A 14374-nucleotide genomic window follows, 5' to 3' on the forward strand; every position below is an offset into this window, starting at 1 on the left:
GGCCACGGCAGGCGTGGCCCCCGCCACCGATGTCGGGTGTTGTTAGTTGGCGTGCCCGGAACCCGCGCCGGCCAGCGCCCCGCAGGCGCAGGCGCAGCCGAGCTGCGCCGCGAACTCGGCCTTACGGATGCTGGGCTTCTCCCACTTGAGCATGTGGGCCCTCCTTTCGCTGCTGCGGCCGGGCAACGGGCCACTCCCGCGAGACGCCCCGACCACGCGCAGAGGGTTGCTCAGAGTGTCTATGCCGTTCCAGAGGGCAAAATTGACGTCTTGACAGGACAGTCGCACCGGGGAGACGGTGTCGCACGTGCGTCCCGAGATCTCGGTGTCCGTGATCGACGACGACCGGATGCTGCTGGACGGCATCAGGGCGTGGCTGGCCGAGGCCCCCGACCTGCGGCTGGTCTGCACCGCCGGGACCGTCGACGAGTTCTTCGCGGCTGAACCGGCTCCAGCCGACGTGGTCGTGCTGGATCTGCTGCTCGCGGACCGGACCGAGCCGGTCGAAAACGTGCGTCGGCTGGCCGTCCGTGATCGGCAGGTGCTGGTCGTCAGCGCTGTTCCGTACGTGACCCATGGCGTCGACGTGCTGCGGGCGGGCGCACTCGGCTACCTGACCAAGGACAACGACCTGTCCACCCTTGCCGCCGCGATTCGCGACGTCGCGCAGGGCCGGGTCGCCCATTCGCCGGAACTGGCGTACGCCTGGTCACACGATTCCCGACCCGACCGGCCGAAACTGTCACCGCAGGAACAGGCCGTCCTGGTGGCGTACGCGTCCGGTATGACGCTGACCGCGGCGGCGCGGCGCGTCGGCGTCCAGCCGGCCACCGCCCGGCGGTACCTGGACCGGGTGAAGGCGAAGTACGGCGAAGCCGGCCGACCCACCTACACGAAGCTGGATCTGGCCAACCGTGCCCGGGAGGACGACCTGATCCGGTAGCCGGTCACCCGTCCCACACCAGTTCGACGCAGGTGCCGTCGCCGGGGTCGGAGAAGACCTGAGCTGAGCCACCGACCTCGCGCATCCGCTGCTTGATCGAGCGCCGCAGCCCGGAACCGGAGGTGGCACGATCGGGTGTGAAGCCCAGCCCACGGTCGACGATCCGTACGGTCAGCGTCCGGTCGGTCCAGTCCGCGGACACCCAGGCCCGCCCGGTCCCGGCGTGCCGCGCCACGTTGTTCAGGGCTTCCCGGGTCGCGTCGCCGATCCCGTCGACAATCCGGTCGGGGATGTCGTCCGGCAGTTCTCCGATGAGCAGGTGCACCCGCAGGCCGAGCGCGTCGGCTGCCTCAGCCGCCTCGGTCAGCCGGGCGCCGAGCGAGGTGGTCTGCTCCGGGCGTTCCTCGGCGATGAGACGCCGCACATAGTCGGCATCGCGACCGCACCGGGCCCGGACCGCCTCGGTGCGATGGTCGAGACCGCCACGGGAGATCGCGGTGAGGGTGGCCAGCACCGTGTCGTGCAGGTGGCGGAACTGCCGGAGTCGTTCGGCGAACCGGGCCTGGCTGGCCGCAGCCGCGGTCTCGGCGGTGATCCGCCGGGCGGTGGCCGCGTCCACCGCGTCCGCCTGGGCGGCGAGGTAGCGGCGCATGAAATGCAGCAACAGGGCGAACCACAGGCTGGAGTTGACGTGGTTGAGGAAGCCGGACTCCAGCGGTGGCAGCCCTCCGGTGCGCAGGGCGATCGCGGCGACGGCGGCCAGCACCAGCACCGCCAACGCGACGAGCATCCGGGACACGCTCAACACCGCACCGGCCAGAGCCGCGGTGCCCAGAGCGAATTTCGCCATCCAGTTGGCGGCGCTCAGCTCGAAGCCGTCCCGTAGGTTGGCGTTCGCCACGAAGAGCAGCACGCAGGTCACGGCGATGTCGACGACGACGTGTCGGATGGTGAACCAGCCGCGCCGCCAGACCGCGACGGCCAGGATGGCGTTCCAGGCCACCACCACAGTCACCATCGCCAGGTTGAGCGCCGGGCTACGGTAGTGGGTGGCGCCGGTGGAGCCCAGGCTCGACGCGGCGGGCAGCAGGTAGCTGGCGCGCTGGGCGAACAGCAGTACGGCGACGAACCGGAGGGCCCGGTCGAGGCCGGGCAGCGTGGCCATGGCACGAGCGTCTATCCAGCCCTGCCGGGCCTCGACGAAACGCCGCCTCAGACGGCCGACGAGCCCGCGTACGGGCGCGGCGGCAGCGTCGGGGCCGGCACCCTCCCCACGGCTCGCTGCCTCGCCGTCAAGGCGCGCGCCCGCTTCGTGGAGCGGTGTGGAGCGGCGACCGATGCTCATGCGAGAAATCCTCGATGAGCCGCAGAGGGCCTACAACGATCGACATTGTCGGGTGTCGGTCTGTCGATCGGGGTTTGACGTCAGGGCAGCCAGCCGGGCCGGACCAGACCGGCCTCGTACGCGAACACCACCAGCTGGGCGCGGTCCCGGGCGCCGAGCTTGACCATCGCCCGGGACACGTGTGTCTTGGCGGTAGCCGGACTGACCACCAGCCGCGCGGCGATCTCGTCGTTGGACAGCCCGGTGCCGACCAGAGCCACCACCTCCCGTTCCCGTTCGGTCAGCTCGGCCAGCCGCCGAGGTGCGACAGGCGTGGCGGTACCGGCGGCGAACTGCTCGATCACCCGCCGGGTCACACTCGGCGACAGCAGCCCGTCGCCGGCGGCCACCACCCGTACCCCCTGAATCAGCTCGGCCGGTTGGGTGTTCTTGACCAGGAACCCGGCGGCACCGGCGCGTAACGCCTCTCCGACGTACTCGTCCAGCTCGAACGTGGTGAGCACGACGATCCGTACCCCGGACAGCTCCGGGTCGGCGGTGATCTGCCGGGTGGCGGCCAACCCGTCCACCCCGGGCATCCGGATGTCCATCAGGACCACGTCCGGAACGGTCTGCCGGGTCAGCCGGACCGCCTGCGCACCGTCGCCGGCCTCGGCGACGACGGTGATGTCCGGCTCCGCGTCCAGCAGCGCGCGAAAACCGGCCCGGACCAGCACCTGATCATCGACGAGCAGAACCCGGATCACGATGTCGCCTCCCGCGTCTGGTCACGCCCCAGCGGCAGGGTGGCGCGTACCCGCCAGCCGCCGCTGCCGTCCGGCGCTGGCCCGGCGGTCAGCTCACCACCCAACGCGGCAGCTCGCTCCCGCATCCCCGTGATGCCGTTCCCCGCAGGTGCCGGCGCCGGCTGCCGCACACCGCCACCGTCGTCGTGGACCTCGACCACCAACGCATCCTGCCGATACCCGATGGTGACGGTGGCGGCGGCACCCGTACCGGCGTGCCGGCGGATATTTGTCAACCCCTCCTGCACGATCCGGTACGCGGCCCGGTCCACGGCCGCGGGCAGCGGCTGGACCGTACCGTCGATCACGGTCCGGGTCGGCAGCGCGGCGTCTCCGGTCAGCTCGGCGAGCCGGTCCAGCCCGGGCGCGGGGGCTCGCGGGGCGGCCTCGCCGGTCGGGTAGAGCGTGTTGAGCACCGCCTGCACCTCGCGCAGCGCCTCCGCGCTGGACTGCGCTATCGCGTCGAGCGCCGCCCGGGCCTGCTCCGGGTCGCGATCCATCAGATGCAGACCGACGCCGGCCCTCATGTTGATCAGCGAGAGGTGGTGACCGAGTACGTCGTGCAGTTCGGCGGCGATAAGCAGCCGCTGCTCACTGGCTCGGCGGCGTTGCCGCTCCTCGGACAGCCGGCGCTGCTCCGCGATGCCGTTCTGGACCTCGGCGGCGACCAGGATGCCGATCTCGGTGACCAGACCGGCGCCGGCGATCAGCGCCAACGCCGCCAACGCCTGGTTCAGGGTGGCGCCACTGACCAGCACCCAGACTGCGTACGACCCGGCGGAGGCCGTCGCCACCAGCCACCGGTGGCCGGCGACCATGGCCACCGCCGCACCGATCATCGGCGCCAGCAAACTCACCCCGACCGGCCGATCCAGCAGGTGGTACGCCAGGGTGGCGGCGACCACGATCAGGAAATTCCGGCGCGGGAACCGGTGCCGGTCGGCCAGCGCCAGCCCACTGAACACCAGCAGCACGTATCCGACGACCCCGACGCTGGCGTGCTGCCAACCGGCGACGATCGCGGTGCCGACCGGCTGGGCGAGCGCGGTCAGCACCGCCAGGCCCGGCCCGGGCCGCGACTTCGGCCGCTCGCCGGGGGATGCCACGTCGGCAGCGGGGCTCGACCGGCTCATGCTCGCACTGTAGGCCGATCGGCGTCGACCTCGGCAGCCCCGACGGTGGCAGTGCGGCGTACTCCCCGGGGAGTAGCACGGCCCGCCCGCTGCCGCGCGGGGAGTAGCAGCGGTGCCGCCGGCACACCGACGCATTGCCCGACCCGTGCCGACAGGCTCAGTGGCAGAGCATTCGACACGCGACGGCGAGGAGTTTCGATGAAGGCGATCGTGCAGCACCGGTACGGTTCACCCGACGTCCTGCGGCTGAGTGAGGTCGACGTACCGACACCCGGCGACGACGAGGTGCTGGTCCGGGTGCGGGCGAGTTCGGTCAACGCGTACGACTGGCACGCCATGCGGGGCGACCCGTACCTGTCCCGGCTGACGTTCGGGCTCCGTCGGCCCACCGCGCCGATCCGGGGCCAGGACTTCGCCGGTCGGGTCGAGGCGGTCGGCCGGGCGGTGACCCGCTTCCGGCCCGGCGACGAGGTGTACGGCGAGGCCGGCCCCGCCGGTGGCGCGTTCGCCGAGTACGTGTGCGTGGCCGAGAACCTGGTGGCGGCGAAACCGGCGAACCTGAGCTTCGAGCAGGCGGCGGCGATCCCGTTGGCCGCCACCACCGCCCTGGTCTGCCTACGCGACGCCGCCGAACTCCGGGCCGGGCAGCACGTTCTGATCAACGGGGCGTCCGGCGGGGTGGGCACCTTCGCGGTGCAGTTGGCCAAGGCGTACGGCGCGCAGGTGACCGCGGTGTGCCGGTCCCGCAACGTCGAACTGGTCCGGTCGCTCGGTGCGGATCATGTCGTCGACTACACCAGGGAGGATTTCACCCGCACCGACGCCGTCCGCGCCGGCCGCCGCTACGAGGTGCTGCTCGATCTGGTCGGCAACCGGTCGTTGACCGACTGTCGGCGGGTGCTGACCACCGACGGGACACTGCTGCTGTCCGGCGGCGGCGTGTTCACCGGCGGCAGTGTCTTCGGGCCGATGAGCATGCTGATCCGGGGACCACTGGTAGGGCGTTTCGTCCGGCACCGCATCGTCGCGCCGTCCGCGGCGGCAGGTCGGGGGCACCTCGCGACGCTGCGGGAGTTGGCCGAGTCCGGCAGGTTGGCCCCGGTCATCGATCGGACCTACCGGCTGGACGAGGTACCCGACGCGATCCGGTATGTCGAGACCGAGCACGCCCGCGCCAAGGTCGTCATCAGCATTTTCTCGGACAACTCACGGTGATCCAGCCCTCGTTTCACCACCGATCGGTGCTTGTTGCTGCAACGATGCAAGGCGTGGGAACTGCGAAGACTACGACGCCCGCCATCTCGCCCCTCACCGGCGAGCCGATCAAACCTGCCGATGCCGAGCGCCTCGCGGGAGTGCTGAAGGCATTTGCCGACCCGGCGCGGCTGCGGCTGCTCAGCCTCATCCAGTCGTCTCCGACCGGGGAGGCGTCCGTGAGTGACCTCACCGCGCCGCTCGGGCTTTCCCAGCCGACCGTGAGTCATCACCTGCGGATTCTGACCGAGGCTGGCCTGCTGGAGCGGGACAAGCGTGGCGTCTGGGCGTACTACCGCCTGGTGCCGTCCGCGATCGCCGCGATCGCCGACCTGTTGACGCCACCCCGAAAGCGGGCGGCGAAGAAGAGCCGCTGACGGGCCGTCGAAGGCCGGCCTCCGAGCCGGCCGACCCGGCACCCGTCCTGCGGTACGTCACTGAGCCGATGGCCGTTCTCATGGCCATCGGCCCGTCGGCGTTTCCAGCCGACGACGGATGCGGTGGCCACATTGTGGGCGATCAGGGAAAACCCATCGACGTTCATCTATAGTTTACCGAACGCGTGGATCCCGTCCCATCCATCCGAGTCAGGACAGAGCCATGAAACGCATCCCGCTGAGAGCCATTCTCCCCGTCGGGCTCGCGATCGCACTGATCGCCGGCCCACTGGGGGCACCGGCCACCGCGCAGGCGACCGTACCCATCACGCTGACCGGCGCCAGCGCCACCAGCCCCAGCGCCGACGTCACCATCGCCGGACGGGCCGTGACGATCACCGCGCCGGGCACCTACGAGATCAGCGGCACCCTCAACGACGGCTATCTGAACGTCGACACCGCCGCCTCGGGTGCCGTCGAACTGATCCTCAACGGCGCCACGATCAGCAACTCCAGCAACGCGCCGTTGCAGGTCGCCGACGCCGACCAGGTCGTGATCACGCTCGCTGCCGGCACCACCAACCGACTCTCCGACGCGACCAGCTACGTCTATCCGGACCCGAACACCGACGAGCCGAACGCCGCCCTGTTCAGCAAGGCGGACCTGCGGATCACCGGAACCGGTGCGCTGACCGTGCGGGGCAACGCGTACGACGGCATCACCAGCAAGGACGGCCTGGTCATCGAGTCCGGCACGATCACGGTGAACGCGGTCGACGACGGCATCCGGGGCAAGGACTTCCTCGACATCACCGGAGGCAACCTCGACGTCACCGCCGGCGGCGACGGCATCAAGTCCGACGACACCGAGGCGGACCGGGGACGACTCGCCATCACGAACGGCACCGTGCGGGTGAACGCCGGGGACGACGCCATCAAGGGCGAGAACACCGTCGCCATCTCCGGCGGCGCCGTCACCGTCACCAACTCCTACGAGGCGATCGAGAGTCGGCAGGTCACCATCAGTGGCGGCACCGTCAACGTCACCGCCCGCGACGACGCGATCAACGCCGTCGAGGAGGGGTACGGCGACTTCGATGTGGCACCGAACGCCTTCGTCCGGTTCACCGGCGGGACCACCCTGGTCAACTCCAGCATCGACGGCATCGACTCCAACGGTTCGGTGACCTTCGCCGCCGGCACCGTCGTGGTCAGCGGACCGAGCACCGGCAGCCCCGGTGAGGGCGCGATCGACTCGAACGGCCCGGTCCACTTCAACGGCGGCACGATGCTCGGGGCGGGCTCGACCTCGATGGCGGTGCTGAGCCTGCCGCCGACGTCGGGTCAGGGTTGGGTCGCTCCCCAGTTGTCCAGCAGCCAGCCGGCCGGCACCCTGCTTCACCTGGTCTCCGGGGGGCAGGTGCTCGCCTCCTACCGCTCCCCCAAGAACTTCCGGGAGGTGGTCTTCTCCTCCAACCGGATCCAGCACGGACAGACCTACGAGGTCTACCTGGGCGGTAGCCTCTCCGGCACCACGGTCGGCGGCATGGCCACCAGTGGCGGCAGCATCGCGGGAGCCACCCGACTGATGACCGTCGTCGCCGGCCAGTACCGCGGCGGCCTGGTGGGCTGGCCCCCCGGCGGCCCGGGCTGGCCGCCGCCGACCACCCCGCCGCCCACCACCCCGCCCCCGAGCCCGACGACCCCGCCGCCGAACCCGACGACCCCGCCACCGAGCGCTGGGGGCTGTACGGCGACCTACAGCGTCGCCGGTCAGTGGCAGGGCGGATTCCAGGGTGAGGTGCGGGTCACCGCCGGCTCGTCCGCGATCAACGGTTGGCGGGTGTCCTGGACCTTCGCCAACGGCCAGACGATCAGTCAGGCGTGGAACGCGACCATCAGCGCCAGCGGTTCGGCGGTGACGGCGACAAACGTCTCCTTCAACGGGTCACTCGGCGCCGGAGCCAGTGCCACCTTCGGATTCCTCGGCAGCTGGAACGGCAGCAACAGCGTACCGACCCTGTCCTGCACCGCGAACTGATCGGTATCCACCGCCCATCGGGGAGCCCGGCACCACCTGGTGCCGGGCTCCCCTGGCCGTGAGCTGCCAGACTGCTCGCATGCTGCCCCCGCGCTGTCACGTCTGTCACCTCGAACCAGCTCAGTCACCGCTCGGCGACGCGCGCAGCGACTTCGTGCTGGTGTACTTCGCCGACGCCGTCAACCCCCCACCCGGCTGGGTGGGGCATCCGGCAGGTGCGGTGTGGTTCTGCGGGGAGCACGCGTCGCTCGGCGAGGAGCGGGAGCATCTGGGCAGCGACACCGCACTGCGCGACATCGACGCCGTGCTCGGCCGGCTGCCCGGACGACTGTCGAAGACCGACCGTCAGTGAACCCTCGGCGTCGGTAAGGGCCGGGGAAGCTCTGTACGGCAGGTGTTCGCCTGAACGATGACCCAGCTTTGTGGCATCGTCCAGTAGAGACATGTTCATGTTTGCCTATGAGTGGACACCACCCCCATCACTGTCATCACGACCACCGACCCGCCGACGAGGTGCCGTACGGTCAGGTCAACGTCCCGCCGATGCTTGGCCGACGGGCGCTGCTGGCCGGCACCGGCGGCGCGCTGATGCTGGCCGCGCTGCCGGCCTCGGCCCAGGCGGCCAGCACGACGATGGCCAGCGCCCCGACCGCTACCACGGCGGCGGGCGCCGCTCGGACCTCCCTGGTCAGCCAGGGCACGATGCTGGTCCACGCCGACATGCACAACCACACCGTCGTGTCGGACGGTGACGGCAGCCCCGAGGCCGCGTTCGCCTCGATGCGCGAGGCCGGTCTGGATGTCGCCGCGCTCACCGACCACGCCACGCTCTTCGCCATCGAGGGGATCAGCTCGTCCGAGTGGCGGACCACCGGCGACCTCGCCAACGCCGCGAACGACCCGGGCCAGTTCACCGCGATCCGTGGATTCGAGTGGTCCCATCCGTTGCAGGGTCACATAAACGTGTGGAACACCTCTGACTTCGCCGACCTGTGGCGGGCCGGCAGCACCGGCAGCCTGTACCGCTGGCTGACGGGTCGGCCGGGCGGGCTGGCCAGCTTCAACCACCCCGGCCGTGAGCTGGGCCGGTTCGACAACTTCTCGTTCAACGCCTCGGCCCGTGACCAACTGGTGGGGTTGGAGATGTTCAACCGCACCGACGACTACCTGTTCGAAGGCTGGTCGTCCGGGATGACGTCGCCGCTGGTGGCCTGCCTAAACGCCGGGTGGCGGCCCGGCCTCACCGGCGTCACCGACGAACACGGCACCACCTGGGGTTTCCACGAAGGCAAGGGGCGCAGCGGCCTGTGGGTCACCGAGAACACCCGGGCTGCGGTGTTCGAGGCGATGGCGGCCCGCCGATCCTTCGCCACCCGTGTCTCCGGCCTGCGGGTGGACGCCACTGCCAACGACGTACGCATGGGTGGCGTGCTGAACGTGACCTCCGGCGACGTGCGGTTCCTGTTGGACCTCGACCGTGGGCCGGTCTGGGACGGCAAGCCGCTGCGGATCCAGGTCCTGCGGCCCGGCACCTCCGCGCCGACCGTCGTCGATGTCATCGACACGGTCAACGGTCGGGTCACCGACTTCACGGTGCCGCTCAACGTCGCCGACGGCGACTGGGTGGTGCTCCGCGTCTCCGATCCGTCGCTGACCAACGGCACACCCGGCCCGGCCGGTCACCCGTGCAACGACTTCGGAGTGGCGTACACCAGCCCGTGGTGGCTACGCCCCTGAGCGCGAGCGTCCCGTCCCGGCGGGGCCCGGGTCACCAGTGGTGGGCCGACGACGGGAGTCGCCGGCCCACCACATCGCGTGTCAGCGGACTCGTAGCTGCTGGTGGACTCCAGCGGCGGGCGCGTAGTTCCGGTCACCGGAGTAGGCGACGTGGACCGGGTACACACCTGCCGACAACCCGGTGGTCGGCAGCTTCACCACAGCCTTGCCGCCGGCCAGCGGCACCACGTGGGTGCCGCCACCGAAGGTGACAGTGATTTCGCCAGTCACCTTCGGCGCCTTCTTGTGCCGGGTCTGTGCCCGCACGTCGACGTGCAGCTTGAAGATGCCACCACTGGCGATCGACGCCGGCGTGGCCTTCGCCTTGACCACTGTCCGCGCCGTGCCCACGGTGTCGACTTCCGACCAGAGGTGGTCACGGGCGAAGATCGTGAACAGTTGGCTCGCCGTCATGCCGTCGTGCGCACCGGGGACCTGGGTCGTCCTGGCGGCGTATCCCCGAGCCCGGAAGTTGTCCGCGATGGCGTTCTGGGCGTTGAGGTTGCCCTCGAAGACACCGTTGCCGAGGAACACGAAGAGGTCGTCGTCCCCGACCGCGGCGGCGACGTTGTCGTAGTCCTGAGCGGACAGCGACGGGTTACCGGAGAAGTGCCCGTAGTAGGCGAACGTGGTCGGGTAGCCCCTGATGACGTGGGCGCCCGTCATGCCGCCGTAGGAGAACCCGGCGTAGGCGCGACCTTCCCGCTCGGTCGAGACGTTGTACTTCTCCTCGATGAGCGGAAGGATCGTCTGGACCAGGTTGTTGGCGGCGTTCGTCTGGTTGTAGGAACCGAAGCCGAGGCTGGTGCCGGTGAAGTGGTTCCCCATGGTGACCACCACGGTGGGCTCGATCTCGCCCTTGGCCGTCATGTTGTCCAGGATGTTGGGGACGTTCGCCGGGACCATGAAGTCGGTCTCGTCACCGAAGATGCCGTGGGCGAGGTACGCCACCTTGTACGGCTCGGCCCGCTTCGGGTCGTAGTTGGCGGGCAGGTAGACACCGAGGTAGTGGCCGCTGTCGCCGAGAATCGTGGTGTAGGGGATGTAGTTGACGGTGCCACGCTTCTTGCGGTTCGCGATCGGGAGTTCGTACTCCGCACGCGCCTTCAGCACCGGGTCGTTCTGCTTCTTGGCGTACGGCACGTACACCGCATCGAGGACGTCGTTGTTCCTGACCCGGAACGACGACTCACCCGGAGGGCGAGGGTTCGTCGAGGCGGGATCCCAGATGCGCTTGTTCTCCCAGCCCTGGGTGGGATCCCAGACCCGGTACCAGTAGCTGATCCCACCAGCGTGCAACGGCAGCGAGACCGACCAGTATCCCTTCGAGTCCCTGGTCATGTCCCGGAGGAACTCGGTGCCTCCGGCGTGGTACCGCCCTGGTTGCCACTCTTCAGGCTGGTACCGGGTGTTGCCGGTGTCGAGGTCGAGCAGCGTCAGGTCACCGGCCAGGCGCACCTGCGTCGCATTCGGGTTGTGGTAGACGAACGTGACGGTGTACCCGGTCGGTGAACCGTGGTCCGGCTTGACGGTCGCGCCCTCTACGACCGGGCGCTTCCCGGCGACGGCCGCTGGTGCGGAGAGGGTGGCGCTGGCACCAGCGCCAAGCGACATGATCGCGAGTAACGAGATCGCACGGCTGAGCCGGCGTCTTCCGATCGCTTTCCTCATCTGGGACTACTCCTCTGTGGTCTCTCGCAGCCTCATGGGGATCTACAGCCTTTTTCGGACGTTGGCGACCGAGGGACTTCCCGCCTCGCCTCCCGCCGAGTGCGGGGCGCGGCCGGGCGCTTGTTCCGGCCCGATGTGGACGACCCGTGCTGGGTACGGCGTAAAGCTAAATCGAATTAGCTTCGGTAGTGTGGCCGGGCTCACCTTCGGGTGTCAAGGGTGTTGCCGCGGTGTTAAGTGATCGGTCGCTCCTGGTCACGGCCCGACCGGGGTGGTGCGGCGGCTCGAACCGCACCCACCTGACCGCGTCACCTGATCACCGAGCCGGCATGGGCGACCGCTACCAACCATGAATCTGGTGGTGACGGTCGGTGGCCCGCAGCCCCGGCAATGATCAGGTCGGCGTGGCGTCGGGCACACAGCAACGACTCAGCATCCCTGCCTACGCTGGCCGGCATGTCCAGCGACGGTGAGCCTCCCAGTCCTGACCAGCCCGAAGGCCGAGAGGGGTTCTGCTGGTGACTGAGTGGCTACTGTTGGCCGTCGCGGTTTTGCTGATCGCGGCCAACGCGCTGTTCGTGGCTGCGGAGTTCGCCTTCGTGACGGTCGACCGGGCCACCGTCGAGCGCGGAGCGGAGGCTGGCGACCGCCGGGCCGTCGGCCTGCTCAAGGGGCTACGGACGTTGTCCACCCAGCTTTCCGGGGCGCAGTTGGGCATTACCGTCACCAGTCTGGTGGTCGGCTTCCTGGCCGAACCGTCCCTGGCCACGCTGCTGCGTGGCCCACTCGGGATGGCAGGTCTGTCCGATTCTGCGGTCACCGCTCTGTCGGTGACCCTGGCGTTGGCACTGGCGACCGGCTTCCAGATGGTCTTCGGTGAACTCGTCCCGAAGAACTGGGCGATCGCCGAACCGTTACGTGTCGGCCGTGCCGTGGCGGGAGCACAGCGTGGCTTCACGACCGCCGCCGGGCCGCTGATCCGGTTCCTCAACGGCACGGCCAACCGGATCCTGCGTCTGGTGGGCATCGAACCGACCGAGGAACTGGCCTCGGCGCGCTCTCCGCAGGAACTCGCGTCGCTGGTCACCCGGTCCGGCCGGGAGGGCACGCTCGATGCGCGGACCGCGGAACTCGTCGCGCGTTCGATCGATTTCGGTGAGCGCACCGCGGCCGATGTCATGACCCCGCGCAACCGGGTTCAGTTCGTCGCCGCCGACGCGCCCGCAGGGGATGTACTGCGCCTCGCTGCCGGCAGTGGTCACGCCCGATTCCCGGTCACCGGTACCGGCGTGGACGACGTCGTCGGCGTGGTGCATTTCAAGCACGCCCTGGCGGTACCCGCCGAACAGCGGCAGACCCGGCCGGTCCGGGCGATCATGGCGGACCTTCCCGAGGTGCCCGAGACCATGCCGCTCGACCCGCTGCTGGCGGTACTGCGAGGGCACGGGTTGCAGGTGGCGGTCGTCGTCGACGAGTACGGGGGCACCGCCGGTGTCGTCACCCTGGAGGATCTCGTCGAGGAGATCGTCGGCGAGATCGCGGACGAGCAGGACGCCCCCCACCGCCGCCACCACCGGGCCGCCGACGGCACCTGGACGCTCTCCGGTCTGCTGCGTCCCGACGAGGCGTCCCGGCTGATCGGCCTCGATCTCCCGGAGGCGCGGGACACCGACACCCTCGGCGGGCTGGTGACCGAGCGTCTCGGCCGCTTCCCGCAGGTCGGCGACACCATCACCGTGCCCGTGGCCGACCGGAACCATCCCGACGCCGACGGGCTGCCCACCTCTGCCTCTGCGGAACTTGCGGTCATCCGGCTCGACGGCCGCCGGGTCGACCGACTCACCCTGCGTCCTTCCGCCGTCCACCAGCCCAGCGAGGGAACCCGGTCATGAGTGACGTCACCGCGATTTTGCTGGCCGTGGTGCTGCTGGCCGGCAACGCCTTCTTCGTCGGGGCGGAGTTCGCCCTGATCTCCGCCCGTCGTACGCAGATCGAACCTCGTGCGGCGGCTGGCTCCTCCATCGCCCGCGTGACGCTGCGGGCGATGGAGAACGTCTCCCTGATGATGGCCGGCGCGCAACTCGGCATCACGGTCTGCTCTCTCGGCCTCGGCGCGATCGGTGAACCCGCCGTGGCGCACCTGCTGGAGAAGCCTTTCGCCGCCGTTGGAGTGCCCGAGGCGCTGCTGCACCCGATCGCGTTCACCATCGCCCTGGCCGTCGTCGTGTTTCTGCACATGGTGCTCGGTGAAATGGTGCCCAAGAACATCGCTCTCGCCGGTCCGGAACGCTCCGCGCTGATCCTGGGGCCGGTGCTCTACGGCATCGTCACCGTTCTCCGCCCGCTGATCTGGCTGCTGAACCAGATCGCCAACGCGGTTCTGCGGCTGCTCCGGGTCACGCCGAGAGATGAGGTCGCCTCCAGCTTCACCAACGAGGAGATCGCCGGTTTCATCGCCCAGTCCCGGCAGGAGGGACTGATCGACCAGCACGAGCACGACCTGCTCACCGGCGCGCTGGCCTTCAACGACCAGGCCGCCGCTACCGTGGCGCTTCCGCTGGCAGCCTTGGTCACCCTGCCTCAGGACACCACCGTGGCGGAACTGGAACGCCAGTGCGCGGTAACCGGATACTCCCGGTTTCCGCTCACCGATCCGGAGGGCAGGCTCACCGGGTACGTCCACGTCAAGGACATCCTCGGGCTGCCGGCGGAACAGCATGACGAGCCGCTCGACCCGGAACTGATCCGTCCGCTCGTCACCCTGGACGCCGCACGACCGTTGCGCGACGCGCTCACCGTCATGCAACACCGGGGTGCCCACCTCGCCACCGTCGTCGACTCGACCGGCCAACTCCTCGGCCTGGCCGCCCTGGAGGACGTGGTGGAGAAGCTCGTCGGCGAGGTACGCGACGCGACCCAGCGCACCACCGACCCCGCGTTGGCCCACTGACAAAGGGCGCCAGTGGAGGCGCGGCACGACCGGTCCCGATGACCGCGCCAATTGTTGATCGTTGTCTGCCGCCTCTCCCTGCACGTTCCGGGGCGGGAG

The 14374-nt window shown here is 69.7% G+C and carries 13 protein-coding genes; 8 read left to right on the forward strand and 5 right to left on the reverse strand.

Going from position 1 to position 14374, the window contains the following annotated elements:
* Positions 1-42 precede the first annotated feature (42 nt).
* A complete protein-coding gene (gene stsA, locus O7624_RS30675) occupies positions 43-153 on the reverse strand; it encodes a StsA family sactipeptide RiPP (RefSeq protein WP_348774953.1) in 111 nt (36 codons plus the stop codon).
* 154 nt (positions 154-307) lie between these two features.
* On the opposite strand from stsA, the gene O7624_RS16840 reads away from it, so the two are divergent.
* Positions 308-943, forward strand: coding sequence for a response regulator transcription factor (locus O7624_RS16840; RefSeq protein WP_282236472.1), 636 nt, complete (start codon positions 308-310; stop codon positions 941-943).
* 4 nt (positions 944-947) lie between these two features.
* Here the strand turns inward: O7624_RS16840 and O7624_RS16845 are convergent, their stop codons facing one another.
* The 3 genes from O7624_RS16845 to O7624_RS16855 all read right to left on the reverse strand — a co-directional run bounded on the left by O7624_RS16845 (position 948) and on the right by O7624_RS16855 (position 4206).
* A complete protein-coding gene (locus O7624_RS16845) occupies positions 948-2288 on the reverse strand; it encodes an ATP-binding protein (RefSeq protein ID WP_282236473.1) in 1341 nt (446 codons plus the stop codon).
* Between the two features lie 80 nt (positions 2289-2368).
* Positions 2369-3034 (reverse strand): response regulator transcription factor, encoded by a 666-nt coding sequence (locus O7624_RS16850; RefSeq protein ID WP_282236474.1) that lies wholly within the window; start codon positions 3032-3034, stop codon positions 2369-2371.
* Positions 3031-4206, reverse strand: a complete 1176-nt coding sequence (locus O7624_RS16855; RefSeq protein WP_282236475.1) for a sensor histidine kinase — start codon at positions 4204-4206, stop codon at positions 3031-3033. The genes O7624_RS16850 and O7624_RS16855 overlap by 4 nt, the downstream gene beginning before the upstream one ends.
* A 198-nt stretch (positions 4207-4404) precedes the next feature.
* Between O7624_RS16855 and O7624_RS16860 the strand changes: the two genes are divergently transcribed.
* The 5 genes from O7624_RS16860 to O7624_RS16885 all read left to right on the forward strand — a co-directional run bounded on the left by O7624_RS16860 (position 4405) and on the right by O7624_RS16885 (position 9615).
* Positions 4405-5421, forward strand: coding sequence for an NAD(P)-dependent alcohol dehydrogenase (locus O7624_RS16860; protein WP_282236476.1), 1017 nt, complete (start codon positions 4405-4407; stop codon positions 5419-5421).
* 44 nt (positions 5422-5465) lie between these two features.
* Positions 5466-5837 carry a metalloregulator ArsR/SmtB family transcription factor gene (locus O7624_RS16865; protein ID WP_093411352.1) on the forward strand — a complete coding sequence of 124 codons (372 nt, stop codon included), beginning with the start codon at positions 5466-5468 and terminating at the stop codon, positions 5835-5837.
* Positions 5838-6060: 223 nt separating this feature from the next.
* Positions 6061-7878, forward strand: coding sequence for a carbohydrate-binding domain-containing protein (locus O7624_RS30680; protein WP_170863646.1), 1818 nt, complete (start codon positions 6061-6063; stop codon positions 7876-7878).
* A gap of 79 nt (positions 7879-7957) precedes the next feature.
* Positions 7958-8230, forward strand: a complete 273-nt coding sequence (locus O7624_RS16880) for a hypothetical protein (RefSeq protein WP_282236477.1) — start codon at positions 7958-7960, stop codon at positions 8228-8230.
* Positions 8231-8421: 191 nt separating this feature from the next.
* Positions 8422-9615 (forward strand): CehA/McbA family metallohydrolase, encoded by a 1194-nt coding sequence (locus O7624_RS16885; protein ID WP_282236478.1) that lies wholly within the window; start codon positions 8422-8424, stop codon positions 9613-9615.
* 81 nt (positions 9616-9696) lie between these two features.
* Here the strand turns inward: O7624_RS16885 and O7624_RS16890 are convergent, their stop codons facing one another.
* On the reverse strand, positions 9697-11325 hold the full coding sequence (locus O7624_RS16890; protein ID WP_282236479.1) for an alpha/beta hydrolase-fold protein: 1629 nt from the start codon (positions 11323-11325) through the stop codon (positions 9697-9699).
* A 518-nt stretch (positions 11326-11843) separates the two neighbouring features.
* On the opposite strand from O7624_RS16890, the gene O7624_RS16895 reads away from it, so the two are divergent.
* A complete protein-coding gene (locus O7624_RS16895; protein ID WP_282236480.1) occupies positions 11844-13217 on the forward strand; it encodes a hemolysin family protein in 1374 nt (457 codons plus the stop codon).
* Positions 13214-14275, forward strand: a complete 1062-nt coding sequence (locus tag O7624_RS16900; RefSeq protein ID WP_093411344.1) for a hemolysin family protein — start codon at positions 13214-13216, stop codon at positions 14273-14275. Before O7624_RS16895 ends, O7624_RS16900 begins: the two co-directional genes overlap by 4 nt.
* Positions 14276-14374 lie beyond the last annotated feature (99 nt).

This window comes from Verrucosispora sp. WMMD1129 (assembly GCF_029581255.1).
Classification (GTDB): domain Bacteria; phylum Actinomycetota; class Actinomycetes; order Mycobacteriales; family Micromonosporaceae; genus Micromonospora; species Micromonospora sediminimaris.